Raw genomic sequence first — 26,878 nt, 5'->3', positions numbered from 1 at the left:
CTTGATGCGGCTTTCGTTGCGTTGACAGCGGGGTTTTGCCGGTGCTAGCACCAAGAAATAGTACTAATTTTCTGCCCTGGGAGACGCCTGGTGACTTTTGACGAGATCAAATCGAAGATCGGTTCCGGGCTCCTGTCCTTCCCGGTGACCGATTTCGGCGCTGATGGCGAGTTCGACGCCGCCTCCTATGCCAGGCGCCTGCAATGGCTCTCGTCCTATGGCGCGGCCGGGCTGTTCGCGGCGGGCGGCACCGGCGAGTTCTTCTCCATCGGCTATGACGAGTATGACGCGGTGATCCGCACCGCGGTCGAGAACAGCGCCGCCGACGTGCCGGTGCTGGCCGGCGTCGGCTATGGCACCCGCATGGCGGTGGATCTGGCGAAGCGCGCCGAACAGGCCGGCGCCGCAGGCATCCTGGTGCTGCCGCATTACCTGATGTTCGCCGAGGAACAGGGCGTCATCGCCCATATGCAGGCGATCTGCGACGCCGTCGGGCTGGGCGTCATCTACTACGCCCGCGACAACACCCGGCTGTCGCCGGCCGGGCTCGAAAAACTGGCCGAGGCCTGCCCGAACTTCATCGGCTACAAGGATGGCATCGGCGACCTGCAGCTGATGCAGCGCGTCGCGCACCGGCTCGGCGACCGCGTCGTCCATATCGGCGGCCTGCCGACCGCCGAAGTCTTCGCCCAGCCCTATCTCGAGATGGGCGTCACCACCTATTCCTCGGCCGTCTTCAACTTCGTGCCCGAGCTGGCGCTGCGCTTCTACAACGCGGTGCGGCAGCGCGACACCCAGGTGGTCGACGGGTTGATGAAGAGCTTCTACCTGCCGCTGATCGAGCTGCGTGACAGGAAGCGCGGCTACGCCGTGTCGATGATCAAGGCCGGCGCCGACCTGGTCGGTCGCTCGGCCGGCAAGGTGCGCACCCCCCTCACCGAGCTCGACGCCAGCGAGCGCCAAGTGCTGGCGGATCTGATCGCCGCCAACGCATGACGGCTCTCCCCCGTCACGGCGAAAGGCCCGGATCGCAGGATCCGGGCCTTTGTCTCTTTGGTGCCCCGGCGGATCACTAACCACCGGCGCCCCTCTCCCCTGAGGGGAGAGGGCAAGTGGAGCTAGGACCTTCAGGTCCGTAGCGGAACTAGGGTGAGGGGTTCAGCTTCTCAGCGAGCGCGTATTGCACCGCTTCACCCCTCATCCGGCGCTTCGCGCCACCTTCTCCCCTGAGGGGAGAAGGGACAGAGCAGCCTGCGTCATCTCAAACCAGTCAACGCCCTCTCACGCTCCATACGGGTCCCAGCCATTGGCCTGGAACAGCGCAATGATGTACCCAAAGCAGAACGCAAATGCCGTTTCCATCGAGTTGTCGGCGTCGATATGCGGCACGTGGTCGGGCATGATCATGCCGTCATAGCCGACCTCGTGGTAGATCTTCAGCGCCGCCGGCATGTCCATGTCGCCATTGTCGGGGAACTCCTCGGTGAACGAGTAGCGGCCGCCTTTGATGTTGCGGAAGTGCACGTTGAAGATCTTCTTGCGGCTGCCGAACCAGCGGATCACCTCGCCGATTTCGGAGCGCGGATCTTCCATCCCTTCAGCCACCGTGCCCTGGCAGAAATTGAGCCCGTGATAGGGGCTCTCCGAGGTCTGCACGAAGCGCATCAGCCCTTCGACGCTCGACAGCACGCGGCTCTCGAAGCCGCGATAGCCCGGCGGCGTCATCGGGTCGTGCGGATGGCAGGCGAGCCGCACCTTGTTGGCGGTAGCGACCGGCACGACGCGCTCGAGGAAATACTCGATACGCCCCCAGAACTCCTCCGACGAGACCTTGCCGGCAATGGTCAGGGTGTCGCCATCCGTCGCCTCTGCGGCGCGCCAGGTCGAGAGCTTCTGCCCGCCGCGACCGGTCTCGGATTCGGTGCGCGGAATGCCCAGCACGTTGAAGTTGTACTTCGCGGCGCCGATCCCCGCTTCGGCCAGCGCCTCGATGATGCGGCAGATGCCGTCGATCTCGCGGTCGCGCTCGCCCGGCTTGCCGAGCACGATGCCGGGTGACTGGTGTTTCCGCTCGATGCCCGACGAGGGCAGCGGCAGTTGCACCATGTCGAGCACCAGGCCGAACTTCGAAACATGCTCGGCGTGCCGCATCAGGATATCGCGGTCCCATTGCCAGGGGTCGCCGACCGGGTCGATGCACACATGCTTCACCCCCAGTTGTGCCAGCTGCCTGAGGTAGCGGTCGCCCACTTTGGCGAACTGATCGCCGCCGAGCTGCGTGCCTACGTACATTCATTCCCTCCAAAAATATGACTTCTTCAAAGTAGTATGATAGTTTCTCCACATCGGCAACGGGGGCAATGCGCGGCGCCTCTTCCGCAACCCGCTTGCCCCGCCTATGAATGCGCCTCAGAACCCCAGCCGAACGGCCCCGAACCCTGATGTCTTCCAGCCCTGCCATCCACCTCACCGACCGGGTCAAGCTCGACCTGTTGCGGCTGATCGAGACCAACGCGCTCAACCCCGGCGACAAGCTGCCGCCGGCCGATCGGCTGTGCGAGCAGTTTTCGGTGAGCCGCACCGTGGTGCGCGAGGCGATTGCCAGCCTCAAGGCCGAGGGCCGGCTGCGCTCGCTGCGCGGCAGCGGCGTCTATGTCAGCAAGCCTCCCCTGCCCGCCGGCGGCCTCTCCATGCTGATGGCGGCGCCCGAGGAGATCGGCGACGTGCTGGATTTCCTCGAGTTCCGCATCAGCGTCGAGGTCGAAGCGGCCGGGCTGGCTGCCGAGCGCCGGACCGAAACTAACCTGCTCCGCATGGAGCAGGCGATGACCCAGTTCAACCGCCACCTCAGCGACAACACGCTCGCTACCGATGCCGACCGCGCCTTCCATCGCGCCATCGCCGACGCGACCAACAACAAGCGTTTCCGCCTGTTCGTCGACGAGATGGGCGAGCGGCTGATCCCGCGGCGTGCTTTGGGCGCCAGCTTCCCCGACGACAAGAGCAAGTCGGAATTCCTCCAGGTCATCCGCACCGAACATCAGCGCATCTTCGATGCGATCAGCGATCGGAAGCCCGACGAGGCCCGCGTCGCCATGCGCCAGCACCTCGAAGGCGGCCGGCGCCGCTATCGCGAATGGAGCCTCGCGCACGAGGATACCGAACAGTGAGCGCCCCCGAGATCACCACCGTCGCCGCCGACCGCTGCGATATCGGAGAGAGCCCGGTCTGGGACGAGCGCACCGGCCTGCTCTACTGGGTCGACATCACGCCCGGCACCATCCACCGCATCGACCCGGCCACCGGCGCGCGCCAGCGCTGGGAATTCGGCGAACCGGTCGGCGCACTCGGGCTCTGCCGGTCCGAGAAGCTGGTCGTCGCGCTCAAAAGCACGGTGATCCTGTTCGACCCGCGCGACGGCAGCCGACAGTTGCTCGCCGCGGTGACTCACAAGAAGCCCGAGATGCGGCTCAACGACGGCAAGGTCGGCCCCGATGGCGCCTTCTGGGTCGGCTCGATGGATGCGAGCGGCGAAGCCAACCCGGCCGGCGTGCTCTATCGCGTCGCTGCCGATGGCGGCGTCAGCGTCATCACCGAGGGGTTTCGGATCTCCAACGGCCTCGCCTGGGATGGCGCGGGCACGCGCATGTACCATTCGGACTCGCGCGGCATCTGGGTCGATATCTACGATTTCGATCCCGTAAGCGGCGCAGCCAGCAACCGCCGCCGCTGGCTCGAGCTCGACGAATTGACCGGCCGCCCCGATGGCGGCGCCTGCGATATCGATGGCAACTACTGGTCCGGCGGCGCCTCGGCCAGCCGCCTCAACTGCTTCTCGCCCGAGGGCAAGCTCCTCCGCTGGGTCACCCTCCCCAACCTCCGCCCCACCATGCCCTGCTTCGGCGGCCCCGATCTCACGACGCTCTACGTCCCGAGCCTCAGCACCGGGGTGCCGGCCGAGGATCTGGCGAAGTGGCCGCTGTGTGGGGCGATGGTGAGCTTTGCGAGTGGCACCAGGGGTGTGCCGGTCGGCAGGTTTGCGGACTAGTTAGTAGCTACCGGCGGTGCCCCCATCGTCCCCTCGCCCCTTTGGGGAGAGGGTCAGGGTGAGGGGCGCCAAGCACACCGGCCTCGCCCGTCAACTCATCGGCACGATTCCAGCGCTTGGCGCCCCTCACCCCGCGAATGAGGCCGTCGGCCTCATTCGCCGCCCTCTCCCCCCGGGGGCGCTATTGCGCCCCCTAGGAGGGGCGAGGGGGCGGTGTGGCACGGCCATCGGCCCGCCCCACCCACCTGCATCACTTCGTGCAGCCAGATCACATCTGCACATTTTTTCTGCATATCACCCGTCAATGCACACATCTCCGTATGCCACTCCGCGAGTCTGTGCATAATCAGCTCGACCATCATCGAGGGCCTCGTCTTGCAGATTTCTCCCGTCACCGCCGTCCAGCGGGCCCTTGCCGCCCTCGCCGCCTATGACGACCCCGCATGCTTCATCAGCCTGAAGCCTGAGGCCGCACTGCTGGCCGAAGCCGCAGCGCTCGAAGCCGCCGGCCCGGCCGGCAAGCCGCTCTACGGGCTGATCTTTGCGGTGAAGGACAATATCGACGCGGCCGGCCTCCCGACCACCGCCGCCTGCCCCGACTTCGCCTATACCCCCGAGGCTTCCGCCTTTGTCGTCGCACGGCTCGAGGCGGCTGGCGCCATCGTTTTGGGCAAGACCAACCTCGATCAGTTCGCCACCGGCCTCGTCGGCGTGCGTTCGCCCTATGGTGTGCCACGCAATGTGCAGCGCGCCGACCTGGTGCCCGGCGGCTCGAGCTCCGGCTCGGCCGTTTCCGTGGCCGCCGGCATCGTCGATTTCGCGCTCGGCACCGATACCGCCGGTTCGGGTCGCATCCCCGCCGGAATGAACGGCATTGTCGGGCTGAAGCCGACCCTCGGCCTGTTCTCGGCCAGCGGCATGGTGCCGGCCTGCCGCACGCTCGATACCATCTCGGTGTTCGCGCGCGACGTCGCCACCGCCTTCCGCGTCACCACGGTCGCCGCCGCCTATGATGCCGCCGACGCCTTTTCGCGCTCGCTGCCGGCGCCCGCTCTCTCCGCCGCGCCGCCAAGCCTGCGGGTCGGCGTGCCGCACCCGGCGCAGCGGAAATTCTTCGGCGACGCGGCGGCCGAGGCCTCCTATGCCGCCGACCTCGAACGCCTCGCCGCGCTCGGCGCCGAGATCATCGAGGTGGATTTCGAGCCGCTGCACGCAGTGGCCCGGCTGCTCTACGAGGGGCCGTGGGTGGCAGAGCGCTACGCCGCGACCAAGCACCTGCTCGAGGCGAGCCCGGAAGCCTTCCACCCGGTGACCCGCAAAATCATCGAAGGCGCCCGCGGCCTCACCGCTGTCTCCGCCTTCGAGGCGACCTACCGGCTGATGGATCTCAAGCGCGCCGTGGCGCCGCTGCTGGCCCGGCTCGATTGCCTCGCCGTGCCGACCGTGCCGCGCGCCTATACCGTGGCGGAGCTCACGGCCGACCCGATCACTCTCAACTCCAACCTCGGCAGCTACACCAACTTCGTCAACCTGCTCGATCTCGCCGCCCTCTCGGTACCGACGGCCGCCCGGTCCGACGGCTTGCGCGGCAGCCTGACGCTGATCGGCCGGGCCGGCAGCGACGGCACCCTCGCCGGCATCGGCGCTGCGCTCACGGGCGAGGATTTGGCGGCTCCTGTCCGCGCGACGGCCGACCGCATCGAGATCGCCGTGGTCGGCGCCCATCTCTCCGGCCTGCCGCTCAACGGCGAGCTGACCAGCCTCGGCGGCAGCTTTCTCCGCGCGGCCACCACCACGCCCGACTACCGGCTCTATGCCCTCCCCGGCACCACCCCGCCTAAGCCCGGCCTGCTGCGGGTCGCCGACGGCACGGGCGCCGGCGTCGCCACCGAAATCTGGTCGCTCGACGCGGGCGGCTTCGGCGCGTTCGTCGCCAAGATCCCGTCGCCCCTGGGCATCGGCACGCTGCGACTGGCAGATGGCACCACGGCCAAGGGGTTCGTCGTGGAAGCCGAGGCGGTCAAGGGCGCCCGCGATATCTCGGAGTTCGGCGGGTGGAGGGGGTTTCTGGCGGCGAGCGCCGGATGAGCAGCCCATCCTCCCCCGCGTGGCGGGGGAGGGGGACCAGCGAAGCTGGTGGAGGGGGGAGCCGGATACCAGAGAGTCTTGCCGCCCCCTCCACCGCCTTCGGCGGTCCCCCTCCCCCGCCACGCGGGGGAGGATTACGGCACCGCCCGCGCTCCCCTAAACCCGACTAAACCGCTCATACGCATCCCCGACAATCGCAATGTGCTTCCGCATCGCGGCCTCCGCCTCACCACGATCCCCGCGCAATATCGCTTCGACGATCAGCCCGTGTTCGGCATGCGATTGCTGCAGCCGCCCGCGCGCCCCGAACTGCGCCCGGCGGAACGGCTGCAGCCGTTGCCGGGTCGAGATGGTGATTTCACTGAGATAGGCGTTGTGCGCCCCCTCGTAGATCGCGGTGTGGAACGCATCATTCGCCTCGGCATAGCCGGTATTGTCGCCGGCCCGGACGATGCCGGCCATCTGGATGTGCTGCGCATCGAGCGCCTCGCGCTCGGCCGCCGTCATCATCTGGGCGCAGAGCCCGGCGCACAGCGCCTCGAGATAGCCCATCACCTCGAACATACCGGCCAGCTCGTCCGGCGCGGGCTTTGCCACCAGCGCGCGGGCATGCGGCTTCTGGTCCACCAGCCCGCTCGCCGCCAACAACCGCAGGGCATCGCGCACCGGGGTGCGCGACACCGCGAACTCGCTGGCCAGCAGCGTCTCATCGAGCGGCGTGCCGGGTTCCAGCTCGCCGGCAATGATGCGGCTGGCCAGCACGCGGCGGATCTCCTCGCCGGAGGTGCGTTTCAGCATAGTCCCCTCTAGTCCCTGCGTAGTTGTGATCTACGCGTCGATGACGCTGACATGCGCCGCCGCGACGCGCCAGCCATCCGGCATCCGTATCCACGTCTGCATCTGCCGTCCAACCCGCCCGGGGACGCTGTCATGCGAAAACAGCGTCGCGGCAATAGCGGTGTCCGGCCCATAGGTGGTGATGACCGTCTCGGCGAGCCGCCGGTCGGCCCCGGTGGAACGGCGGAGCAGCCGGAATGCCCGGATCGCCTCGCTGCCATAGAGGTTCTCGGCGATGCCGTAACGGACGGTCAGCGGGCTATCGAGGAACAGCTCGTCGAGCACCGCCACGTCGTTGTCGACCAGCGCCGCCTCATAGCGCTCGAACACCGCCGTGACCTCGGCCAGCACCGCGGGATCATTGATCATCATGCCTTGACCGCCCCTTGTAGCGCCGCGAGCGGCGTCACCCAGCCGACAATGCCGCCCTGCGCCGCGATCATCTTGAGGGTCGCTGCCTTGAACTCAGCGAAATAGCTCTCGGTCGCATCCTCGATCAGCAGGCACTCATAGCCACGATCATTGGCCTCGCGCATCGAAGTCTGGACGCAGACTTCCGTGGTGACGCCCGCAAACACCAGATGCGTGATGCCGAGCTCCAGCAGCTGCTCGTGCAGGCCCGTGGCCCAGAACATCCCCTTGCCCGGCTTGTCGATGACCAGCTCGCCTTCGAGCGGCGCCAGCGCATCGACGATCTGGTTGCCCGGCTCGCCCCGCACCAGCAGCCGCCCCATGGCGCCCGTCTCGCCGATATGGAGGCTCGGGTTGCCGCGCCGGATTTTTGCGGGCGGGCAATCGCTGAGATCGGGCTTATGTGCTTCGCGGGTATGGATCACCGGCCAGCCCTGAGCCCGGAACAGCCCGATCAGCGCCGCCGTCGTCGGGATGATCGCCTCGAGCCGCTTGACGTCATTGCCGAGCGAATCCCCAAACCCGCCGCGCTCGATGAAATCGCGCTGCATGTCGATGACGACCAGCGCCGTATGCGCGGGGTCGAGCGCATAGGGATAGGGCCGCGCGGGAACGGAAATCATCGGCGGACATCGATGACGAAGGAGCCGCGGCAGGGGATGTGGAGGACGAGGTAGTCGGCGGGGCCGGCGCCTGCGGCCACCCCCCTCCCGGCCTCCCCCACAAGGGGGGAGGTGTCGCATCGAGTTGGTGGCACCGTCCTACCCCAGGCACCAATGGGCACCTCCCCCCTTGTGGGGGAGGTTGGGAGGGGGGTGGCCCCAAACCCGATCTCGCCAAGCAGTCTGGTGAGGGGGCCCATGCCACGGACCCAATAAGGGGCCCCCTCACCCGGCGCTGCCCACCGCCAGCCTCTGCCCCAGCCCTGGGGTTTCGTCTGCCCTGTCGCGGTCGCAGCGTCCATCTCAATGTCCCGCCATGTGTTGTCCGATGGTGTTCCGGTCGGTGTCCTCGATGCGGGCCACGTAGTTGATCGTGCCGCCACTCATCACCGCCACCCGGTCGGCGAGTTCGAGGATCTCGTCGAGGTCCTCGCTCACCAGCAGCACTGCCGCCCCGCGGTTGCGCTGCTCCATGATCTGGCTGCGGATATCGGCCACCGAAGCGAAATCCAGCCCGAAGCAGGGGTTGGCGACGATCAGCACGTCGACATCGCCACTGAGCTCGCGCGCCAGCACTGCCCGCTGCACATTACCGCCCGACAGCGTCTCGATCGGCGCATCCGGCCCCTGGGTTTTCACCCGATACTTGGCGATCAATTCCTTGGCCTTCTCGCGCATCGGCCCGGGCGACATCCACCAGCCGAGCTTGGCCACCGGCGGCTTGTCGAACGAGCGGAACGCCAGGTTCTCGGCGACGCTCATCCGCGGCACGGTGGCGTTCTTCAGCGGCTCCTCGGGCAGCCCGAACACCTTGTAGCGATCGAACGATCCACGCTTGGGCCGGAAGAATTCGCCATTGATGTAGATGCCGCCATCCGACAGCGGCCGCTGCCCGGAGAGCGCCTCGACCAGCGCCGATTGCCCGTTGCCCGACACCCCGGCAATGCCGACGATCTCGCCGGCTTTCACCTTGAGATTTACCGATTTGATCGCCGGCAGCCCGTCATTGTCCTCGGCGAACAGCCCCGCGAGCTCCAGCCGGTCGGCCCCTTCATTGTGCTTCTTGCGTGCCGCGCGTTCGCGGATCGCCGTATCGCCGATCATCATGGCGCTCATGTCCGGCACGCTCACCGTCTTGGCATCGCCCGCCCCGGTGAAGCGGCCGCGCCGCAGCACGGTGAAGTGGTCGCAGAACGCCTTCACCTCGCGGAACTTGTGCGAGATCATCAGCACGGTGATCTCCTTGCGGTCGGCCATGCCGCCCAGCAGCCCCAGCATTTCGTCGGCCTCGCCCGGTGTCAGCACCGAGGTCGGCTCGTCGAGGATCATGAAGCGCTGGTCGAGATAGAGCAGCTTCAGGATTTCGAGCTTCTGCTTTTCGCCCGCCGACAGCGACGAGACCGGCGTATTCATCGGCACCCGGAACGGCATCTCGGCCATGAAGGCGTCGAGGTGCTTTTTCTCCTTGGCCCAGTCGATAATCGCCGGCGCATCGGCGCGCGAGATCACCAGGTTCTCCGCCCCGGTGAGGCACGGCACCAGGGTGAACTGCTGGTAGACCATGCCGATGCCATTGGCCCGCGCGTCGCGCGGCGAGCGGATCGAGATTTCCTGGCCGTCGAGCCGGACCTGCCCCTTGTCGGCGCTGTAAAAGCCCATGATGCATTTGACCAGCGTCGACTTGCCGGCGCCGTTCTCGCCGAGCAGTGCATGGAACGAGCCGGCTTCGACCTTGATCGACACATCGTCGAGCGCCACCAGCGGCCCGAACACCTTGGTCATGCCGATGGCTTCGAGCGAAGGCGCGCGACCGGCCATCACAGCACCTCGATCAATGCGGCGGACGTCGCGACCGCGCCGAACACCCCGCCCTGCATCTTGATCATGTCGATGGCGGCGAGGTGGTTGTCGTATTTGGTGGCGGCGCAGCAATCCTCGAGCAGCACGCATTCGAAGCCGCGATCATTGGCCTCGCGCATCGTGGTGTGGACGCAGACATCGGTGGTGATGCCGGTCAAAACGATGTTGCGGATGCCCTTGAGCCTGAGGATCAGCTCGAGATCGGTGGAGGCGAACGAGCCCTTCCCCGGCTTGTCGATGATCGCCTCGCCCGGTGCCGGCGCCAGTTCCGGGATGATCTCCCAGCCCGGCTCGCCCCGCACCAGGATGCGCCCCTGCGGCCCCTGGTCGCCGATGCCGGCGCCGATCCGCTGCGACCGCCAGCGCTTGTTGGCCGGCAGGTCGCTGAGGTCCGGCTTGTGGCCCTCGCGGGTGTGGATGATCGGATAGCCCTTGGCCCGGAACGCAGCCATCAGCCGCTTCAGCGGTTCAATGGGAGCCCGGGTCAGCGAGATGTCATAGCCCATCGAGTCGACATAGCCGCCAGGCCCGCAGAAATCGGTCTGCATGTCGATGACCACCAGCACGGTATTGTCGGGCCTGAGGTCGCCGTCATAGGGCCAGGCATAGGGCGTCGAGGCGATGGTCTTGCCGCCGGGCACGGCAGCAGCATCGATCCGTTCGTCGGCAAGGCTCATTCGGCGGCCTCCTGGAATGTCTCGCCATAGCGGCGGGTCGGCTTGGCAAAGCCCGAGGGCGTGCCGTCGGTAACCTTCACGCTCGCCTCCCAGGGCAGCCGGTACTGTCCGGCGACGAGATCGTGCATGAAGCTGTACGGGCAATCCTGCGCGCCACCGTCGACGGCGGTGAAGCCGCGGTGACCGAGCTGGTAGATGTTGTTCTCGACGCCCCAGTTGGCGCGCGCCTCGCGCACCAGGTCAGGGCGCACCTCGGCGGTGATGATCTCGTCGGCTCGGCCGGTCGTGCCTTGGGCGATAATGGAGCCGTCGAAATCGACGATCATCGCCTCGCCCATCGAGTCGAACGTGCCGTCCGAGCCGCACATGCAGACATTGGCCGTCACCATCAGGTTGTGAAAACTGTTGGCCTGGTTGGTGAAGCGCCAGGCCTGCCGGATCGGCGCGGTGTAGCCGGCAGTGCGCAGCATGATCTCGGCCCCCTTGTAGGCCGCCTCGCGGGCCATCTCGGGGAACATGCCGTCGTGGCAGATGACCAGGCTGAGCTTGGCGCCCTTCGGACCCTCGATGACGGGAATGCCCAGATTGCCTGGCTCCCAGGGTTCCACCGGCACCCAAGGGTGGAGCTTGCGATAGTAGAGCTTCAGCTCGCCCTGATCATCGATGACGATGCCGGAATTGTACGGGTTGCCGCCGGGGTTGAGCTCCATGATCGAAAAGCACCCCCAGATCCGGTGCTCCTTGCAGGCCGCCTTGAACGCCGCGACCTCCGGCCCATCCAGCGAACACATGATCGCCGGGTTGGTATCCATCGACAGCCCGTGCAGCGCGTATTCGGGGAACACCACGAGATCCAGGGTCCCGAGGTTCCGTCGCGCCTTGCCGACCATCTCGACGATCCGCGCCGTCTGCCGCTTGAGGTCGGCGGGCGTTGCCACCACCGGCAGTTGCAGCTGCACCAGCCCGATCACCACGCCATTGTCGGATTTGTTGAGACCGCCAAGTCCGCTCATGACAAAGCTCCACTCATCGGAACGCTCCTACTTGGTGATCGACAGTTCACCCGGCACATCCCGCGCCGCGGCTTTCGAGCCGGCGGAAATGATCATGATGATCAGCGTCAGGACGTAGGGGGCGGCGTTGAAGAAGTAGTAGCCCTGCGAAATGCCGATCGATTGCAGCGACGGCCCGAGGGCTCCGGCGGCGCCGAACAGCAGGGCGGCGAAGATGCACTTGATCGGGTCCCAGCGCGCAAAGATCACCAGCGCCACCGCCATCAGCCCCTGGCCGGAGCTGAGCCCCTGATTCCAGCTGCCCGGGTAGTAGAGCGACAGGAACGCCCCGCCGATGCCGGCAAGAAAGCCGCCTGCCGCGGTGGCGAGGAACCGCACCAGGTCGACCGATACGCCCATCGCTTTGGCCGAAGCAGCGCTGTCGCCGGTCATCCTGACGATCAGCCCCCAGCGGGTATTCCTGAAGGCCCAGAACATGAAGACGGCAAGCGCGATGCCGACAAAGAACAGCGGGTTGACCTGCAGCGCCTGGGCCAGAGCCGGGTTGCCCGTCCAATCGCCCAGCGGAATGGCGTCGAGCCGCGGCGCCGTGGGCTGAATGAACGGCTTGCCGAAAAAGAAGGCGAGGCCGGTGCCGAAACTCATCATGGCGATGCCGACGGCGATATCGTTGACCCGCGGCAGCTTGCAGATATAGCCGTGCAGTGCGCCCAGGAAGAGCCCGGAGCCGCCGGCGGCGAGGACGCCGAGCCAGGCATTGCCGCTCAGGTAACTCACCGCGTAGGCGACCATGGCGCCGAGCACCAGGTTGCCCTCGAGCCCGAGGTTAATGCGCCCCGATTTCTCGGTGAGCGTTTCGCCCAGCGCCACGAACATGAAGGGCGTCGACACCCGGATGGCGCCGCCGAGCATGGCGATGAGCACGGTGACCAGCGCGTTGTCCATCAGGTCCGCTCCCCCGTTGCCTTGGGCTGGAAGATCTTCAGCCGCCCGTAGAAGGTCTCAGACACCAGGAGCACCACGAACATCATCCCCTGCAGCACCAGGATCGTCGCATCAGGCATCCCCATCCGCCGCTGGATCACCCCACCGGCCGCCGCCAGCGCCCCGAAGAGGATCGCCACCGGGATCACCGCCAGCGGGTTCTGCCGCGCGAGGAAGGCAACGAGAATGCCGGTAAAACCATAGCCGGCGACCAGCGAGGCATTGGCCTGGCCGTGGATCGCCGCGACTTCGAAGAAGCCGGCGAGCCCGGCGGCGGCGCCGGCAATGGCGCAGCAGATCACCATCAGCCAGCCCACCGGCAGACCCTGCGCCCGGGCGGCTCGGAGGTTGCCGCCGGTCATCCGCGCCGCAAAGCCAAACGTGGTGCGGCTCATCAGCACCCAGAGCAGCAGCGCCAGCACCACGCCCGCCGCAAAGCCCCAGTGCACGTCGGTGCCGGGGATCGCCCCGATGCGGTAGGCATCGCCGATCGGCATGGTCGAGGGCTTGTTGGCCGACGCCGGGTCGCGCAGCGCCCCCTCGACGAAGAAGTTCATGATGGCGATGGCGATGTAGCTCATCAGCAGCGAGGCGATGGTCTCGTTGACGCCGCGCGCATATTTGAGCCAGCCGGTGAACCCCACCCACAGCCCGCCGGTCACCACCGCGGTAAGCGCCATGACGAGCAGTGTCAGCGGCGGCGGCACGGCGCTCGACACCAGCGGGATGGCGATGGCGGCAGCGCTGAAGCCGCCCAGCACCAGCGCCCCTTCCCCGCCGATCATGGTGAGCCCGATGCGCGCCGGAATGGCGAAGGCGAGGCCAGTGAGGATCAGCGGCGCGGCGCGCTGCAGCGAATTCTGAATCGAGAACGACGAGCCGAAGCCACCGGTCCAGATCAACTGGTAGAACTGCAGCGGGTCCTTGCCGATGGCGAGGAGGAACAGCGCGAACAACACCGCCGAAACGACGAGCGCCCCAATCGGGATGCTCACCGCCTCGGCGAAGCGGAGCAGGCCGAGGCTTGGCCCGGCCTTGGCCGGGATCGCAGCGGTGTCGGCGGTTTCAGCGGTCATGGTCTACCTCGCATCCGGTGGTCGTGGACCCCCACCCCTGTCCCCTCCCCGCAAGGGGGAGGGAGACGAAAACACCAGCCTCAGTGTGGGCGTCTCCCTCCCCCTCGCGGGGAGGGGACAGGGGTGGGGGGCGGCACGCGCCGGCCCCCGCATTCGCCAACCAACCGTCAGATCACGTAATCGACCCCTGCACGCCCTCGAGCAGCCAGTTCATGCCGTCGAGATACGGGTCGTAATTGTCATAGTCCTTGTCGACGACGACGTTGCCGGCATTGTCCTTGAGCGTGCCCTTATAGATCGGGGCGCCGGCGACCAGCGCGGCGATGGCGGCGTCGGCCGCGGCGATCGCTTCGGGCGTCGCGCCTGCGCCATAGGGCGTGTTGCGCAGCATGTCGTTATTGTAGCCGCCGACGAGGAAATTGGGCGGGGTTTTGCCCGCGGCGATGTCGTCGGCGTAGGATTTGTAGATCGTCTCCCACTTGTATTCGGCGCCGGTGATGAAGCCCTTGGGCGCCAGCGGCGCCTGGCTGGCATTATGGCCGGCGGTCTTCACCCCGCGCCCCTCAGCGGTCTCGATCACCACCTTCGGGCTGTCCACATGGCAGGTGATGACTTCGCAGCCGGCATCGACCAGCGCGTTGGTGGCCTCGGCCTCGCGCACCGGCAGGCTCCACTCGCCGGTGAAGATCACCTGCACCGTGGCATTGGGGTTAACCGAACGCGCCCCGAGCAGCGCCGAGTTGATGTTGGAAAGCACCGACGGAATGGGCTTGGCCGCAACGAACCCGATCTTGCCGCCCGACGAGAGCCCGGCGGCCACGCCGTTCACGTAATGCGCCTGGTTCAGGTACGGGAAATACGAGCCGGCATTGGCCGGGTCCTTGTCCTTGTTCCACAAGGGCGCCGCGTGCCGGAAGGTGACGTCAGGATACTTCTTGGCCAGCTCGACCACGAACGGGTTGTAATAGCCGAACGAGGTGGCGAGGATCAGGTTGGCGCCATCGAGGTTGATCATCGACTCCATGGACTTGGCCACGGCGTCGGTCTCGGGCACATTCTCTTCTTCCACCACGGTGATGCCGGGCAGTGCCTTCAGCGATTCCACCGATACGGCATGCGCCTGGTTCCAGCCGAAATCGTCCTTCGGCCCGACATAGACAATGCCCAGCACGACATTGGTCTGCGCCCGGGCGATCCCGAACGGCAGCGCCGATGCGGCAAGCCCGGCTGCACCGACCTTGAGCAACCTGCGGCGTGAGATAGCGGTTAGTGTCATGACGTCTTCCCCTGGATTGCACCTTTGGGCGCCGCCTTCTCAGCCCGGCGCCGGTATCCACCGAGGTCAATGCAATCCATGTGCCAAGCCGGAGCGGCGCCCGATCAGCGCCATTCCATCAACGATTCCAGCGCATTGAGTGGAATGACCGGCGAATGCCGCTTGCCCGGCCCGAGCAATGAATGCTTAATGCATCCGCACGACCGATCGAGTTGCCCATTCTTTGATCAAATGCACGTGCATTGCATACAATGCGTTGACCATCGCTAACCAAGGACGTCTCGCCCATGGCTGACTGGATACCGATTGCCCTGAGCCGCGATGTGCCCGTCGGCATTACCCGGGCGGTGATCGTCGACACCCGCGAGGTGATGATCTGGCGTGGCGAGGATGGCGTGGCGCAGGTCTGGGAGGATCGCTGCCCGCATCGCGGCATGCGGCTGAGCCTCGGCTTCGTGCGCGGCAACGCGCTGAACTGCCTCTACCACGGCTGGCAATATGGCGCCGGCGCCAACTGCCTGCGCATCCCGGCCCACCCGGATCTGACCGTACCGCCCACCATCCGCGCCAATGCCTATGCGGCGACCGAGACCGGCGGCATGGTCTGGATGAGCAGCGACAGCGCCGACCCACCGCCGCTGCTGCCCGCGCTGGCCCCGGTGATCAGCCTCGCCGTCGAAGCGGCCCCCGAACGTGTGCTTGCCGCGCTGGGCGGCTCGACTGCCGAGCCGCTCATTGCCCTGCCCTTCGCCGGCGGCACCCTGCAGCTCGGCTGGCACCGCGCCCATGCCGCAAAAACCATGCTGCACGCGACTGGCGCCGGCGCCGATATCGCCGCCGCCACGGCGCACCTGCGGGCCCTGCGCCAAAGCCTCGAACAGGAAGCCGCCGCATGAGCCTCACCGACGACCGGGCCGCGCTCGACCAGTGGTACACGCTCGGCGCGCTCCAGGATTTCCCCGCTGGTGCCGAGGTCCCCTCCCGCCTCCTCGGTGAAGATCTCACCGTCCGCCGGCTTACCGATGGCGTCGAGGTCCGTGCCGCCGGCCGCGCCCTCCCCGTCCGCACCGATTACGGGCACCTGTGGACCAGTTTCGGTACGCCGGAGCGCGACTTGTTCGAGCTGCCCGAAAGCCGCGAACCGGATCGGCGCTGGATCCACTGCGGCCCGGTCCGCGTCCGCGCCTCCGGCCTGCGGCTGGTCGAGAATTTCCTCGATCTCGCCCACTTCCCCTATGTCCACACCGATATCCTCGGCTCCGAGGCGCACCCGGAAGTGGCCAAATACGAGGTCGAGCAGCGCCGCGATGTCGACGAGCTCTGGGCCACCAAATGCGAGTTCTACCAGCCCAAGGCCGCCGCCGCCTCCGACGAAGGCCAGATCAGCAAGTACATGTATCGGGTGGTGAGCCCCTTCAACGTCATGCTCTACAAGACCCCGCCCACCGCGCCCGACCGCTGGGACGTCATCGCGCTGTTCGTCCAGCCCGCCGATGAGGCGGTGTCGGTGGCGCACGCCTTCATGCTGGTGATCGACTTGACCAGCACCGATGCCGAACTCAGCGCCTTCCAGCAGATGATCTTCGTCCAGGACAAGATCGTGCTCGAGAACCAGCGCCCCTCGCTGCTGCCGCTGCAGCCGGGCCGCGAAACCCCGACCCGCGCCGACCTGAGCTCGGTGCTCTACCGCCGCTGGCTCAAGGAAAAGCAGCTGCGCTTCGGCACGGAACCGCGCACGGATTTGGCCAATGCCTAAGCTCTACGACTATGTGCTCTCGGGCAGCTGCTACAAGGTGCGCCTGCTGCTCAGCATGCTCGGCATCGCCTATGAAACCCAGGCCGTCGACTTCTTCCCCGGCCGCGAGCACAAGCGTCCGGAATTCCTCGCGCTCAACCCGCTCGGCCAGTTGCCGGTGTTCGAGGACGCTGGCCTCGTCCTCCGCGACGCCCAGGCCATCCTCTGCCACCTCGCCAACACCTACGACGCGTCAGGCCAGTGGCTGCCGCGCGACGTGCGCTTCGGTTCCGTGATGATGTGGCTGAGCTTTGCCGGCGGCGAGCTGATGGCCATCTCCGGCGCCCGGATGATCGCCATGCTCAGCTACCCCGGCGATCTCGCCGCGCTGCAGGCCAAGGCCCGCGCCGCCCTCCGCCTCCTGGACGACCACCTCGCCGACCGCGCCCAGGCCGGCGGCCTATGGCTGGTCGGCGCCACCCCGACCATCGCCGACATCGCCATGTTCCCCTACGTGGCGCTGAGCCACGACGCCGGCATCGGCCACGAGGATTATCCGGCAATCAACCTCTGGCAACGCCAGGTGCGGAAGCTCCCGGGGTTTGTCGGCATGCCGGGGGTACCGGATTACTTTTAGCGATCATTGAAGCCCGCCGTCGGCGTCCCTCTCCCGCTTGCGGGGGAGGGGGGACCAGCCGAAAGGCTGGTGGGAGGGGTGTGCCGCAGACACTAGCGCCTGCCCCATCCGCCCACGATCAGTGCGTGGGGCACCCCCCTCCCACCACGCTTTCGCGTGGTTCCCCCTCCCCCGCAAGCGGGAGAGGGAATCCCGACTGCTAGTCCTCAGCCCCGCACCTCAAACCCGTTCCCCACCGGCCCCGCCTCGTCCACAGCCTCGATCGTTTCGACCAGCGCTTCGAGCGGTCCGAGCGTGCACGCCATTTCCAGCGCCCCGACCAGCGCCTCCGGCCCGGCCGCGACCAGCGTCACCGCCGATCCGTCACCGCTCACCCAGCCGCGGATATCGAGCCAGCGGGCGCGCTCGGCGACGAATTCCAGATAGCTCGCCACCTCCAGCCGGCCGCTGATCGCATAGCGCCGCCGTACCGGCGCGCCGCCTTCGACATCGGTGGAATAGTGATTGTGCATCGCTCGCACCCTAAGCCGTTTCGACCCGGACGGTCGAGCCGCATCACCGGACCCACGCCGAGTGCGTCCCCTCTCCCCTCTGGGGAGAGGGTCAGGGTGAGGGGTAGCCAAGCACACCGGCGATGAATGGCGGGCATCTCCGGCGTCCCAGTCGGGTCGCTTCTCCCCTCAGGGGAGAAGGTGGCGCGAAGCGCCGGATGAGGGGTGAAGCGGCGCAACTCGCGCTCGCAGAGAAGCTGAACCCCTCACCCGAGTTTCGCTACGGACCTCACGGTCCTAGCTGCACTACCCTCTCCCCTCAGGGGAGAGGGGGCACCCGCGCCGTCGAGCCGCGTTCGACCAGTGTCACCGGCAGCACCACATCCACGACCGGCCGCTGCCGATCGTCGAGCCGCGAGATCAACAGGTCCGCGGCGCGGCTGCCGAGCTCGGCCAGCGGCTGGCGGATGGTGGTCAGATCGATCAGCGGCCAGCTCGCCCATTGCATGTCGTCGAAGCCGAACACCGAAACGTCGCCGGGCGCGCTCATGCCGCTATCCTTCAAGACGCTCAGCGCCGCGATGGCGACGAGGTCGTTGACGCAGGCGATCATCGTCACCTCGCGTCGGCGGATGGCAGCCACCGCTTCGGGCGGCAGTTGCGGCACCAGCTGGACGTTCACTTCCCAAACCAGCTCCACCCGCCCCGCTGCCGCATCGACGAACCCCTGGCGACGCTCGAAACTGCTGGTGAGATCCTGGAAGCCCGAGAGCATGCCGATGCGGCGATGCCCAAGCGCGATGGCGTGCTCGGCCATCAGCCGGCCGCCCGCATAATGATCGGCATGCACGCTGTCGAGCCCGGGGAATTTCGCGTCGAGCGAGACGATCGGGAACAGCGGCGGGTCGGCGAGCTTGAACTTCGGGTGCAGCAGCGCCACCGCGCCATCGACACCATGCTTGGCGAGGGTGCGCACCACCTTTTCCTCACGCATCGGCGCATTGCCGGAATCGATCACCAGTGTCGCATAGCCATGCGCCTCGGCGCGCAACTGCACCGCCTGGGCGATTTCCGGGAACACCGGGCTGGTGAGGGTGGGCAGGATACAGCCGATAATGTTGTTGCGGCCGGTCTTCAGCGCCCGCGCCGCATTGTTGCGCGAGTAGCCGAGCTCCTTCGCCACGCGCCGAACCAGCGCATCAACTTCCGGCGTTACCTTGTTGAGATCGTTGAGAACATAGGACACCGTCGCCGAGGAGACCCCGGCGACTTTCGCCACATCCTTGATGGTCGGGCTCCTGCCCCTGCTCATCTGATCTCCATGCCCCGCCGTCGCCATCTGTGGACGAAGTTCGTAGCGCTGCCAAGTGGTTAGCGGACTACGACGAAATCTGTCTTGACTCCCCCTATAGCACCTCGCTTATCTATTTACACGATTAAACGACCTGATCGTTCAGTTTCATCGGATCGCTCTGGAGGAGTTTTTCATGACTAAATCGGTAACTCGCGTGGCGCTGCGCCGCGCTGCCCTCGGGCTGGTCAGCGCCACCGCGCTGCTCGCCGCCACCGCCGCCGGCGCCCTCGCCGCCGACAAGGTGCTGCTGCTGGTCAACGGCGCGCTCGGCGACAAGTCGTTCTTCGATTCGGCCAACAAGGGCATCGAGGAGATCAAGGCGAAGTACGGCGAAGAGGTCGAGACCAAGGTGCTCGAGATCGGCGACGATCCGACCGGCTGGGAGCCGGCGCTGCTCGAAGTCTCCGAGCAGGATTGGGACCTGATCATCGGCGGCACCTTCTCGCTCTCCGAAACCCTGGGCGCCGTGGCCGACCAGTACCCGGACAAGAAGTACATCCTGTTCGATGCGAGCCTCCCCTTCGAAGGCGGCGCCTACCCCAACGTCTACGCCGTGCAGTACAAGCAGAACGAAGGCTCCTATCTCGGCGGCATCCTCGCCGCGGGCCTCTTGAAGTCGGGCCTGCCGGCTGACGCCGGCACGGCGCTCGGGTTCCTCGGCGGCATGGATATCCCCGTGATCAACGACTTCCTCGTCGGCTACATCGCCGGCGCCCAGTCGGTCACTCCTGACATCAAGGTCTCCGTCGCCTATGCCGGCTCGTTCACCGATGCAGCCAAGGGCAAGGAACTGGGGCTCGCCCAGTATCGCTCCGGCGTGGCGCTCGGCTTCATCGCCGCCTCGCAGGCCGGCCTCGGCCAGGCCGCTGCCGCCAAGGAAACCGGCAAGTTCGTGCTCGGCGTCGATTCCGACCAGGAAGCGATCTTTGCCGAGAGCGATCCGGCGATTGCCAGCCAGGTGGTGAGCTCGGTGCTGAAGAACGTCGATGTCAGCCTCGTTCGCGCCTACGACCTCTACAAGGAAGGCAAGCTCCCCTTCGGTTCGGCCGAAACGGTCGGGCTCGCTGAAGGCGCCGTCGGCATCGTCGAGACCGGCAATTACGAAAAGCTCGCTTCGGCCGAGACCAAGGCCGCCATCGCCGACGCCAAGGCCAAGATCGCTTCCGGCGAAGTGGTCGTGCCGACCGCCTTCGGCATGGACACCGCCGCGATCAACGCCATCCGCGACGCCGTCCGTCCGTAAGCGCCGATGAGCAACTCGCCGCACCTGGCCGAGGGCCCCATCGTCTCGTTCCGGGGAGTGTCGAAGACCTACCCGAACGGCACCGTGGCCCTCACCGATGCCGCCTTCGATATTCGGAGGGGTGCAATCCATGCCATCTGCGGCGAGAACGGCGCCGGTAAATCCACCCTGATGAAGATCCTGTTCGGGCTCGAAAACCCGAGCGCCGGACAGGTCCTGATCGATGGCGCCGCGGTCGATACCGCGACGCCTGATTTCGCCGGCAAGCACGGCATCGGCATGGTGCACCAGCATTTCTCGCTGGTCCCCATCCTCACCGTCACCGAGAACATCATCCTCGGCCACGAGCCGCGTCGCTCGATCTTCATCGATCGCAGCAAGGCGCGCCGCCAGGTGGTTGAATTGACTCAGCGCTTCGATCTCGCCGTCGACCCCGATGCGCGCACCGACACGCTGTCGGTCGCGGCGCAGCAGAAGGTCGAGATCCTCAAGGCGCTGTCGCGCGATACCCGCCTGCTGATCCTCGACGAGCCGACCGCGGTGCTGTCGCCGCCCGAAATCGAAGAGCTGTTCAACCGCCTGCGCGACCTCTGCGCCGCCGGCATGACCATCCTCTTCATCTCGCACAAGCTGCACGAAGTGCGGGCGCTGGCCGAAACCGTCACCGTACTGCGCGCCGGCAGGGTGGTGGGCACCACGCCGCTTGCCGAGGTCGACGACACGACAATCACCCGCATGGTGATGGGCCGCGATGTCGATGTGCCGCGCCGCCAACGCCAGCGCACCGACGCGCCGGTGGTGCTCGAACTCGACCGCGTCTCCACCCGCTCGCGCGACCCCGCCGACCGCATCGAGGACATCTCGCTTTTGATCCGCGCCGACGAGATCGTCGGCATTGCCGGGGTCGATGGCAGCGGCCAGCGCGGCCTCGTCGGCGTGCTGAGCGGGCTGATGCATCCCGCCACCGGCGGCATCCGCCTTGCCGGCGCCGACATGTCACGCGCCACCGCGCCCGACTGGCGCAAGGCCGGCCTCGCTTACCTGCCCGCCGATCGCTACGCCCGCGGCGGCACCGCCGCCTTGAGCCTCGCCGACAACGCCATTGCCGGCACCGATGGCGACAAGGCGTTGCAATGGGGTCCGTTCCTGCGTCGCGGCGCCATCCGCAAGCGGGTGCAGCAGATGATCGCCGATTACGCTGTGCGGGCCGGCGGCACCGGCGAACGGCTGGATTCGCTGTCGGGCGGCAACGCCCAGAAACTGATCGCCGCGCGCGAGCTTGCCGGTTCGCCGAAACTGCTGATCGCCGACCAGCCGACCCGCGGCGTCGATGTCGCCGCCGCCGCCCTGCTGCATGGCCGCATCGACTTCGCCGCCCGCGACGGCGCCGCCGTGCTGCTGATCACCGCCGATCTCGATGAGCTGCTGCGCCTCGCCGACCGGGTGCTGGTGCTGTTCAACGGCAAAATCGTCGCCGACCTCCAAAACCATGCCGGCCTGACGCCCGCCGCGCTCGGCCCCTATATGCTCGGTCTGGAGACGGCCGCATGACCCGCTCCATTCTCGCCGGCCTCACCGAATTCGCTCTCACTGCCCTGGTCATCGGCTTGGTGATCCTCGCCGTGCTGGTGCCGCTGGCGCTGTCGCAGCCGGATCCGCTCGAGGTGCTGCGGCTCTTCGTCCTCGGCCCGTTCGGCACCATCCGCCATATGGGCAATATCCTCGAAGCAGCGACGCCGACCATGATGACCGGGCTTGCCGCCACCATCATTTTCCGCGCCGGCATGTTCAACCTCGGCGTCGAGGGCAGCTTCTTTCTCGGCGGCCTCGCCGCTGCGGCGACCGCCGTGCTGCTGCCGCTCACCGGCTTTGTCGCGACGCCTGCCGCCATCCTGGTCGGAGCGCTGGTCGGCTCGCTCGCCTGTATCGTCCCGGGTTACCTGCGCGTGCGCTTCGGCGCTTCCGAGATGGTCAACTCGCTGGTGCTGAACTTCGCCTTCCTGTTCGCCGGCGTCTATGTACTCAACTACGTGCTGCGCGACCCCAATGCCGGGGCGCTGATGTCCTACAAACTCCCCGGTGATTTTACCCTCGATCGGCTGCTGCAGGGCACTCGCCTCCATACAGGGGTGATCATCGCCTTCGTCGCGTGCCTCCTCGGCGGCATCTGGCTCTATGGCACCCGCTCCGGCCTCAATGTCCGCATCGTCGGCTCGAGCCCCGGCTTTGCCAGCCATCTCGGCCTCGCCTCGTCGAAGCTCCTGATGCAGGCGCAGATCGCCGGCGGGCTGATCGCCGGCATGGCCGGCGCCATCGAGGTGCTTGGGCTCTATAGCCGCTTCTCCTGGACCGGGCTGCCCGGCCACGGCTGGACCGGCATCACCGTCGCCATCCTCGCCCGCGAGAACCCGTTCCTCGTCATCCCCGCGGCTCTGTTCCTCGCTTATCTCCAGGTCGGCGGCGACATGCTGGCGCGCAACCTCGACGTGCCCAGTGAGATCGTCGGGCTGGTGACAGCCGCCATCATGCTGGCGGTCACCGCCGCCGCCATCTTCCGCCACCCCGCCTTCCTGCGGCTGATCCGCGACATCAAGGGCCAGGAGCAGGGTGCATGATCGAGTTCTTTGGCGCCATCGCCGACCCCGCCGTCTTCGCCACTGTGCTGCGGGTGATGACCCCGCTGCTGCTGGCGGCGCTCGGCGTGCTGATCTCCGATCGCGCCGGGGTGCTGAACATCGGCATGGAGGGCATCATGCTGTCGGGCGCGCTGATCGGCGTGCTGGTCAGCGCCGCCACCGCCAACCCGTTTCTCGGGCTGTTCGCCGCGCTCATCGGCGGCGGCCTGCTCGGCGCGCTGATGGCGTTTTTCATCAACGGACTGGGCACCCAGTTCATCATTACGGGCATCGCGTTGAACATGGCGGCGCTGGCCGCCACGACGCTCGGCCTGTTCCTCGCCACCGGCGACAAGGGGATGTCGGGCGCCCTGAAAAGCGGCGTGCTGCCCAATCTCGACATCCCCTTGCTCGGCGGCGTGCCGATCCTCGGCCCGCTGCTCTCCGGGCACCACATGCTGACCTATCTCGCCATCCTCGCCGTGCCGGCCGTCGCCATCATGCTGGCCCGCACGCCGTTCGGCCTCCACATCCGCGCCGTCGGGTCCGACCCCAAGGCGGCAGCCGCCGCCGGTATCTCGCGCAACCGCGTGCAGCTCTATGCGCTGACCCTCTCGGGCGTGCTCGGCGGCGCTGCCGGCGCTTACCTCTCAATGGGTTATGTCAGCTGGTTCGCGCAGAACATGACGGCCGGGCGCGGCTTCATCGCGCTTGCCGCCGAGGTGATGGGCATGGGCACCGCCTGGGGCACCTTTGCCGCCGCCGCCGTGCTCGGCATTGCCGAGACCGTCGCCATCACCATGCAGACCAAGGGCCTGCCCAGCGAGTTGATGCAGATGATCCCCTACATCGTACCCGCCGTGATGCTCACCGTTTACGCGGCGCGCCGACAGGCCAAAGCCCGCAAGATTTCCTGACCACCCCTAGAACCGAAGGTAGCCCATGAAAGCCTGGGAACTGACCCGCGACCTGCTGCGCGACACCCTGCCGATCGTCCGCACTGCCGAAGAGCAGACCTGGGACGCCAGCGCCATCATGAATGGCGGCGACATGCTGATGGCGATGTACTGGCAGAGCAACGTGCCCGGCTCGGCCGCGCCCGAATGCCTGATGGCCGGCGCGCTGCAATCGCTCGAGAGCAAGGGCTTCGTGCTCGCCCCCTATGGCGAGCTGCTGCAGCAGGGCCTCGATGCCCTGGGCAAGAAGGACTACGAAGCGCTCTACACCATCGACTTCCGCCTCCGCGCCATTATGCGCGCCGCCGTGACCGACCCCAACCACAAGAGCCAGCAGACCCTCCGCTACCCCGATTGGGCGGCCTTCGATGCCGACGTCAGCTGGCCCGCCGATACCGCCGTCGATGTGGCGAGCCCCGATTTCGTCGACCGCACCCGCGCCGCCTGGCTCGGCCAGCTGGTCGGCGCCGCTGCCGGCACGGCGCTCGAAGGCTATACCGCCGAGAACATCGCCAAAGTGTTCGGCCCGATCCGCGATTACGTGCGCGAGCCCAACACCTACAATGACGACATCACCTTCGAGATCGCCTTCCTCGAGGCCTTCGCCGACAAGGGCCACGCCGTCACCGGCGCCGACATCGCCGAACGCTGGACCGCGCTGATCCCGATGGGCTGGTCGGCCGAAGCCGTGGCGCTGGCCAGCATCCGCCGTGGCCTCTTGCCGCCCCTCACCGGTTCGCTCGATAACCCCTTCGACGAGTGGATCGGCGGCCAGATGCGCGGCACCATCTGCGGCATGGTCGCCCCCGGAGAGGCTCGCGAAGCCGCCCGCCTCGCCTGGCTCGACGCCGAAATCTCCGCCGCCGGCAACGGCATCCTCGGCGAAGTGTTCAACGCCGTGCTCGCCGCCCGCGCCTATACCGAGACCGACAGCAAGGCGCTGCTGGTTTCCACCATCGACCTGTTCTCGACCCGCACCGAATACGGCGCCGTCCTCGCCTTCGCCCTCGAGGCCTGCCGCAATTCCGCGGACTGGCAGACCGCCTGGGCCAAATGCGACGCCGAGTACATCGAGTACAACTGGATCCACGTCTACCCCAACGCCGCCGCGCAGGTGGTGGCGCTGTGGTTCGGCAATGGCGATTTCGACCTGACGCTGGAGATCATCTGCGGCATCGGCCACGACGTCGATTGCAACGCCGCCCAGATGCTCTGCGTCCTCGGTATCCAGCACGGCAGCTCGATCATCGCCGACCGCTGGTCCGCCCCCCTCTTGGTCGACGACATCGTCACCTACATGCGCCGCCCGGCAAAGATCGCGTTCGATGATCTGGTGGGGCAGACGGTGGAGGCGGTAAGGAAGGCTAGGCGCTAATCCCGCAGTCGGCGTCCCTCTCCCGCCTGCGGGGGAGGGGGGACCAGCCGAAAGGCTGGTGGGAGGGGGGTGCCGCAAACACCGGCCCTGCCCCGTCCGCGCACCACCGGCGCGCAGGGAAAAGGGCGAGGAGAGGGCAGTGCGTGGGGCACCCCCCTCCCACCACGCTTTCGCGTGGTTCCCCCTCCCCCGCAAGCGGGAGAGGGAATCCCGACTGCCAGCTTTAGCGTTGGGCCCTACCCTATCGCATTACTCAGCGTGCCCAGCCGATCCATCGTCAGCACCACCTTGTCGCCTTTGGCCAGCGTCTTGCCGACCTCCGCCGCCGAGCCGCCGCCCACCGTGCCGCTGCCGAAAATCTCACCCGCTACCAGCATCTCGTTCATCGACGCATGCGCGATCATCTGGTCGAAGCGCCAGTGCATGGTCGAGGTGCTGGTGTCGCACCAGGGTTGACCGTTGACCGTGGCTTGCATGCGCAGCGCATAGATGTCGGGGATTTCGTCGGCCGTCACCAGCCAGGGGCCGAACACGTGGCCCTTTTCGAAATCCTTGCCCTTGGCGGGCCCGAGGCCCACCGACATTTCGCGCTGCTGAATCTCGCGGGCGCTGAAATCGTTGTAGATCATGTAGCCGTAGATATGGCTGAGCGCATCGGCGCGCTGGATATTGCTGCCGCCTCGCCCGATCACCGCCGCGAACTCGAACTCGAAATCCATGTTGGTGGCGTAGGCCGGCATCGCCACGATATCGCCATCGGCACCAACCGCCGAAGGGTTGCCCTTGTAGTAGACCGGCAGCTCGTACCACTGCGGCGGGATTTCGCGCCCCAGCTTTGGGTAGATGTTTTTGAGGTGCGTCTCGAACGCCATGAAGTCGCGGATCAGCGGCGGCCGCGGCACCGGCGCCAGCGGCTGCACCGTGTCGGGCGCGAACACCAGCGTCGCGCCATCCGGTCCGGTTTCGTCTTTCGCCGCCACCCAGTCGAGGGCCGACTGCGCCGCATCGAGCGCAGTCACCCCGTTCTGGATGAAGGCCACCATGTCCGAGGGGATGGTGGCGGCGGCAAGTCGCGCCGCCCCTTCCCGCGATGCCCCGTTATCCCCCAGCACCGCCCGATAGGCCGACTGCAGGTCGGCATAACGGCCATCCGGCAGCACGGCGCCGATCCGGGTTAGAGGACCGGTGACAGTGGAGAGCTTGAAGGAAACGAGGCGCATCTCAAACCTCAGGAGATGGCGAGTTCGTAGAGCTCGCGCTCGCGCTTTTCGAGCATCGGGATCACGGTGCCCTCGATGATCGACTTGAAGTGCGGCGTCTCACGGTGCGCGGCCAGCGCCGCGGCATCGACATAGTGCTCATAGAGCACGATCAGGTTCTCGTTCTCGGTCGATTTCGACACCTGGTAGAACTTGCAGCCCGGCTCGCCGGCTTCCACCAGCGGCTTCATTTTGACGAGTTCGGCCAGCACCTTCGGCACGTTGCCCGGCTTCGTGTGGTACTTGGCGATCAGGACGATCATTGCGGTTCCTTCCCTATG

General features: G+C 66.9%; 26 protein-coding genes. 12 read left to right on the top strand and 14 right to left on the bottom strand.

Features of this window, described 5'->3' with window-relative positions; translation table 11 throughout:
• Positions 1-90: 90 nt before the first annotated feature.
• Positions 91-996: a 5-dehydro-4-deoxyglucarate dehydratase gene (gene kdgD, locus ACSQ23_RS27515; RefSeq protein ID WP_436092599.1), complete on the top strand. Its 906-nt coding sequence runs from the start codon at positions 91-93 to the stop codon at positions 994-996.
• 285 nt (positions 997-1,281) lie between these two features.
• Here the strand turns inward: kdgD and ACSQ23_RS27510 are convergent, their stop codons facing one another.
• The gene (locus ACSQ23_RS27510; RefSeq protein WP_056004111.1) at positions 1,282-2,292 is read right to left on the bottom strand and encodes a mannonate dehydratase; all 1,011 of its coding nucleotides are present in this window, start codon (positions 2,290-2,292) and stop codon (positions 1,282-1,284) included.
• A gap of 149 nt (positions 2,293-2,441) precedes the next feature.
• Here ACSQ23_RS27510 and ACSQ23_RS27505 point away from each other — a divergent pair, with 149 nt between their 5' ends.
• From ACSQ23_RS27505 to atzF, 3 genes are all read left to right on the top strand, one after another.
• The gene (locus ACSQ23_RS27505) at positions 2,442-3,170 is read left to right on the top strand and encodes a FadR/GntR family transcriptional regulator (RefSeq protein ID WP_436092598.1); all 729 of its coding nucleotides are present in this window, start codon (positions 2,442-2,444) and stop codon (positions 3,168-3,170) included.
• Positions 3,167-4,048: an SMP-30/gluconolactonase/LRE family protein gene (locus ACSQ23_RS27500; RefSeq protein ID WP_436092597.1), complete on the top strand. Its 882-nt coding sequence runs from the start codon at positions 3,167-3,169 to the stop codon at positions 4,046-4,048. The genes ACSQ23_RS27505 and ACSQ23_RS27500 overlap by 4 nt, the downstream gene beginning before the upstream one ends.
• Positions 4,049-4,423: 375 nt before the next feature.
• A complete protein-coding gene (gene atzF / locus ACSQ23_RS27495; RefSeq protein WP_436092596.1) occupies positions 4,424-6,136 on the top strand; it encodes an allophanate hydrolase in 1,713 nt (570 codons plus the stop codon).
• A 156-nt stretch (positions 6,137-6,292) separates the two neighbouring features.
• On the opposite strand, the gene ACSQ23_RS27490 is transcribed toward atzF, so the two are convergent.
• The 9 genes from ACSQ23_RS27490 to ACSQ23_RS27450 all read right to left on the bottom strand — a co-directional run bounded on the left by ACSQ23_RS27490 (position 6,293) and on the right by ACSQ23_RS27450 (position 14,932).
• Positions 6,293-6,934, bottom strand: a complete 642-nt coding sequence (locus ACSQ23_RS27490) for a GntR family transcriptional regulator (RefSeq protein WP_436092595.1) — start codon at positions 6,932-6,934, stop codon at positions 6,293-6,295.
• A gap of 30 nt (positions 6,935-6,964) precedes the next feature.
• A complete protein-coding gene (gene hpxZ / locus ACSQ23_RS27485; RefSeq protein WP_436092594.1) occupies positions 6,965-7,345 on the bottom strand; it encodes an oxalurate catabolism protein HpxZ in 381 nt (126 codons plus the stop codon).
• Positions 7,342-8,007 (bottom strand): cysteine hydrolase family protein, encoded by a 666-nt coding sequence (locus ACSQ23_RS27480; protein ID WP_436092593.1) that lies wholly within the window; start codon positions 8,005-8,007, stop codon positions 7,342-7,344. Before ACSQ23_RS27480 ends, hpxZ begins: the two co-directional genes overlap by 4 nt.
• 342 nt (positions 8,008-8,349) lie before the next feature.
• On the bottom strand, positions 8,350-9,864 hold the full coding sequence (locus tag ACSQ23_RS27475) for an ABC transporter ATP-binding protein (RefSeq protein WP_436092592.1): 1,515 nt from the start codon (positions 9,862-9,864) through the stop codon (positions 8,350-8,352).
• The gene (gene biuH, locus ACSQ23_RS27470; RefSeq protein ID WP_436092591.1) at positions 9,864-10,583 is read right to left on the bottom strand and encodes a biuret amidohydrolase; all 720 of its coding nucleotides are present in this window, start codon (positions 10,581-10,583) and stop codon (positions 9,864-9,866) included. Before biuH ends, ACSQ23_RS27475 begins: the two co-directional genes overlap by 1 nt.
• Complete coding sequence (locus ACSQ23_RS27465; protein ID WP_436092590.1) at positions 10,580-11,596, bottom strand: formamidase; 1,017 nt, start codon at positions 11,594-11,596, stop codon at positions 10,580-10,582. The genes biuH and ACSQ23_RS27465 overlap by 4 nt, the downstream gene beginning before the upstream one ends.
• 27 nt (positions 11,597-11,623) lie before the next feature.
• Complete coding sequence (locus tag ACSQ23_RS27460) at positions 11,624-12,541, bottom strand: ABC transporter permease (protein ID WP_436092589.1); 918 nt, start codon at positions 12,539-12,541, stop codon at positions 11,624-11,626.
• Positions 12,541-13,656, bottom strand: coding sequence for an ABC transporter permease (locus tag ACSQ23_RS27455; protein ID WP_436092588.1), 1,116 nt, complete (start codon positions 13,654-13,656; stop codon positions 12,541-12,543). Before ACSQ23_RS27455 ends, ACSQ23_RS27460 begins: the two co-directional genes overlap by 1 nt.
• A 172-nt stretch (positions 13,657-13,828) precedes the next feature.
• A complete protein-coding gene (locus ACSQ23_RS27450; protein WP_055877668.1) occupies positions 13,829-14,932 on the bottom strand; it encodes a BMP family ABC transporter substrate-binding protein in 1,104 nt (367 codons plus the stop codon).
• 287 nt (positions 14,933-15,219) lie between these two features.
• Here ACSQ23_RS27450 and ACSQ23_RS27445 point away from each other — a divergent pair, with 287 nt between their 5' ends.
• The 3 genes from ACSQ23_RS27445 to ACSQ23_RS27435 are packed head-to-tail and all read left to right on the top strand — an operon-like array spanning position 15,220 to position 17,304.
• A complete protein-coding gene (locus ACSQ23_RS27445; RefSeq protein ID WP_436092587.1) occupies positions 15,220-15,828 on the top strand; it encodes a Rieske 2Fe-2S domain-containing protein in 609 nt (202 codons plus the stop codon).
• Positions 15,825-16,688 carry an aromatic ring-hydroxylating dioxygenase subunit alpha gene (locus ACSQ23_RS27440; protein WP_436092586.1) on the top strand — a complete coding sequence of 288 codons (864 nt, stop codon included), beginning with the start codon at positions 15,825-15,827 and terminating at the stop codon, positions 16,686-16,688. The genes ACSQ23_RS27445 and ACSQ23_RS27440 overlap by 4 nt, the downstream gene beginning before the upstream one ends.
• Positions 16,681-17,304: a glutathione S-transferase family protein gene (locus ACSQ23_RS27435; RefSeq protein ID WP_436092585.1), complete on the top strand. Its 624-nt coding sequence runs from the start codon at positions 16,681-16,683 to the stop codon at positions 17,302-17,304. The genes ACSQ23_RS27440 and ACSQ23_RS27435 overlap by 8 nt, the downstream gene beginning before the upstream one ends.
• 206 nt (positions 17,305-17,510) lie before the next feature.
• Here the strand turns inward: ACSQ23_RS27435 and ACSQ23_RS27430 are convergent, their stop codons facing one another.
• Together ACSQ23_RS27430 and ACSQ23_RS27425 are read right to left on the bottom strand one after the other, a co-directional pair.
• Positions 17,511-17,816, bottom strand: a complete 306-nt coding sequence (locus tag ACSQ23_RS27430; protein WP_436092584.1) for an acylphosphatase — start codon at positions 17,814-17,816, stop codon at positions 17,511-17,513.
• Positions 17,817-18,114: 298 nt separating this feature from the next.
• Positions 18,115-19,107 carry a LacI family DNA-binding transcriptional regulator gene (locus ACSQ23_RS27425; protein WP_436092583.1) on the bottom strand — a complete coding sequence of 331 codons (993 nt, stop codon included), beginning with the start codon at positions 19,105-19,107 and terminating at the stop codon, positions 18,115-18,117.
• 175 nt (positions 19,108-19,282) lie between these two features.
• Here ACSQ23_RS27425 and ACSQ23_RS27420 point away from each other — a divergent pair, with 175 nt between their 5' ends.
• From ACSQ23_RS27420 to ACSQ23_RS27400, 5 genes are read left to right on the top strand one after another with little or no spacing between them, the layout of a single operon-like run.
• Entirely contained in the window at positions 19,283-20,392 is a 1,110-nt protein-coding gene (locus ACSQ23_RS27420; RefSeq protein ID WP_436092582.1) for a BMP family ABC transporter substrate-binding protein, read from the top strand.
• A 6-nt stretch (positions 20,393-20,398) separates the two neighbouring features.
• A complete protein-coding gene (locus ACSQ23_RS27415; RefSeq protein WP_436092581.1) occupies positions 20,399-21,943 on the top strand; it encodes an ABC transporter ATP-binding protein in 1,545 nt (514 codons plus the stop codon).
• Positions 21,940-23,007, top strand: a complete 1,068-nt coding sequence (locus ACSQ23_RS27410; protein ID WP_056004057.1) for an ABC transporter permease — start codon at positions 21,940-21,942, stop codon at positions 23,005-23,007. The genes ACSQ23_RS27415 and ACSQ23_RS27410 overlap by 4 nt, the downstream gene beginning before the upstream one ends.
• The gene (locus ACSQ23_RS27405) at positions 23,004-23,924 is read left to right on the top strand and encodes an ABC transporter permease (protein WP_436092580.1); all 921 of its coding nucleotides are present in this window, start codon (positions 23,004-23,006) and stop codon (positions 23,922-23,924) included. The genes ACSQ23_RS27410 and ACSQ23_RS27405 overlap by 4 nt, the downstream gene beginning before the upstream one ends.
• A gap of 25 nt (positions 23,925-23,949) precedes the next feature.
• Positions 23,950-25,338 carry an ADP-ribosylglycohydrolase family protein gene (locus ACSQ23_RS27400; RefSeq protein WP_436092579.1) on the top strand — a complete coding sequence of 463 codons (1,389 nt, stop codon included), beginning with the start codon at positions 23,950-23,952 and terminating at the stop codon, positions 25,336-25,338.
• Positions 25,339-25,574: 236 nt separating this feature from the next.
• Here the strand turns inward: ACSQ23_RS27400 and ACSQ23_RS27395 are convergent, their stop codons facing one another.
• Both ACSQ23_RS27395 and ACSQ23_RS27390 read right to left on the bottom strand, forming a co-directional pair.
• On the bottom strand, positions 25,575-26,558 hold the full coding sequence (locus ACSQ23_RS27395; protein WP_436092578.1) for a fumarylacetoacetate hydrolase family protein: 984 nt from the start codon (positions 26,556-26,558) through the stop codon (positions 25,575-25,577).
• 8 nt (positions 26,559-26,566) lie between these two features.
• Positions 26,567-26,860 (bottom strand): putative quinol monooxygenase, encoded by a 294-nt coding sequence (locus tag ACSQ23_RS27390; protein ID WP_055877635.1) that lies wholly within the window; start codon positions 26,858-26,860, stop codon positions 26,567-26,569.
• Between the last annotated feature and the right edge of the window lie 18 nt (positions 26,861-26,878).

This window comes from Devosia sp. LjRoot16 (assembly GCF_964252795.1).
In the GTDB taxonomy this organism is placed as follows: domain Bacteria; phylum Pseudomonadota; class Alphaproteobacteria; order Rhizobiales; family Devosiaceae; genus Devosia_A.
Note: the sequence above shows the minus strand (reverse complement) of the source record. Positions and strands in the feature narration are given on the sequence as shown.

Excerpts from the sequence above, each read along its gene's own strand:
- ACSQ23_RS27510 (WP_056004111.1), bottom strand. The coding sequence starts at position 2,292 with ATGTACGTAGGCACGCAGCTCGGCGGCGATCAGTTCGCCAAAGTGGGC.
- ACSQ23_RS27505 (WP_436092598.1), top strand. The coding sequence starts at position 2,442 with ATGTCTTCCAGCCCTGCCATCCACCTCACCGACCGGGTCAAGCTCGAC.
- ACSQ23_RS27490 (WP_436092595.1), bottom strand. The coding sequence starts at position 6,934 with ATGCTGAAACGCACCTCCGGCGAGGAGATCCGCCGCGTGCTGGCCAGC.
- hpxZ (WP_436092594.1), bottom strand. The coding sequence starts at position 7,345 with ATGATGATCAATGATCCCGCGGTGCTGGCCGAGGTCACGGCGGTGTTC.
- ACSQ23_RS27480 (WP_436092593.1), bottom strand. The coding sequence starts at position 8,007 with ATGATTTCCGTTCCCGCGCGGCCCTATCCCTATGCGCTCGACCCCGCG.
- ACSQ23_RS27475 (WP_436092592.1), bottom strand. The coding sequence starts at position 9,864 with ATGGCCGGTCGCGCGCCTTCGCTCGAAGCCATCGGCATGACCAAGGTG.
- biuH (WP_436092591.1), bottom strand. The coding sequence starts at position 10,583 with ATGAGCCTTGCCGACGAACGGATCGATGCTGCTGCCGTGCCCGGCGGC.
- ACSQ23_RS27465 (WP_436092590.1), bottom strand. The coding sequence starts at position 11,596 with ATGAGCGGACTTGGCGGTCTCAACAAATCCGACAATGGCGTGGTGATC.
- ACSQ23_RS27460 (WP_436092589.1), bottom strand. The coding sequence starts at position 12,541 with ATGGACAACGCGCTGGTCACCGTGCTCATCGCCATGCTCGGCGGCGCC.
- ACSQ23_RS27455 (WP_436092588.1), bottom strand. The coding sequence starts at position 13,656 with ATGACCGCTGAAACCGCCGACACCGCTGCGATCCCGGCCAAGGCCGGG.
- ACSQ23_RS27450 (WP_055877668.1), bottom strand. The coding sequence starts at position 14,932 with ATGACACTAACCGCTATCTCACGCCGCAGGTTGCTCAAGGTCGGTGCA.
- ACSQ23_RS27445 (WP_436092587.1), top strand. The coding sequence starts at position 15,220 with ATGGCTGACTGGATACCGATTGCCCTGAGCCGCGATGTGCCCGTCGGC.
- ACSQ23_RS27440 (WP_436092586.1), top strand. The coding sequence starts at position 15,825 with ATGAGCCTCACCGACGACCGGGCCGCGCTCGACCAGTGGTACACGCTC.
- ACSQ23_RS27435 (WP_436092585.1), top strand. The coding sequence starts at position 16,681 with ATGCCTAAGCTCTACGACTATGTGCTCTCGGGCAGCTGCTACAAGGTG.
- ACSQ23_RS27430 (WP_436092584.1), bottom strand. The coding sequence starts at position 17,816 with ATGCACAATCACTATTCCACCGATGTCGAAGGCGGCGCGCCGGTACGG.
- ACSQ23_RS27425 (WP_436092583.1), bottom strand. The coding sequence starts at position 19,107 with ATGAGCAGGGGCAGGAGCCCGACCATCAAGGATGTGGCGAAAGTCGCC.
- ACSQ23_RS27420 (WP_436092582.1), top strand. The coding sequence starts at position 19,283 with ATGACTAAATCGGTAACTCGCGTGGCGCTGCGCCGCGCTGCCCTCGGG.
- ACSQ23_RS27415 (WP_436092581.1), top strand. The coding sequence starts at position 20,399 with ATGAGCAACTCGCCGCACCTGGCCGAGGGCCCCATCGTCTCGTTCCGG.
- ACSQ23_RS27410 (WP_056004057.1), top strand. The coding sequence starts at position 21,940 with ATGACCCGCTCCATTCTCGCCGGCCTCACCGAATTCGCTCTCACTGCC.
- ACSQ23_RS27405 (WP_436092580.1), top strand. The coding sequence starts at position 23,004 with ATGATCGAGTTCTTTGGCGCCATCGCCGACCCCGCCGTCTTCGCCACT.
- ACSQ23_RS27400 (WP_436092579.1), top strand. The coding sequence starts at position 23,950 with ATGAAAGCCTGGGAACTGACCCGCGACCTGCTGCGCGACACCCTGCCG.
- ACSQ23_RS27395 (WP_436092578.1), bottom strand. The coding sequence starts at position 26,558 with ATGCGCCTCGTTTCCTTCAAGCTCTCCACTGTCACCGGTCCTCTAACC.
- ACSQ23_RS27390 (WP_055877635.1), bottom strand. The coding sequence starts at position 26,860 with ATGATCGTCCTGATCGCCAAGTACCACACGAAGCCGGGCAACGTGCCG.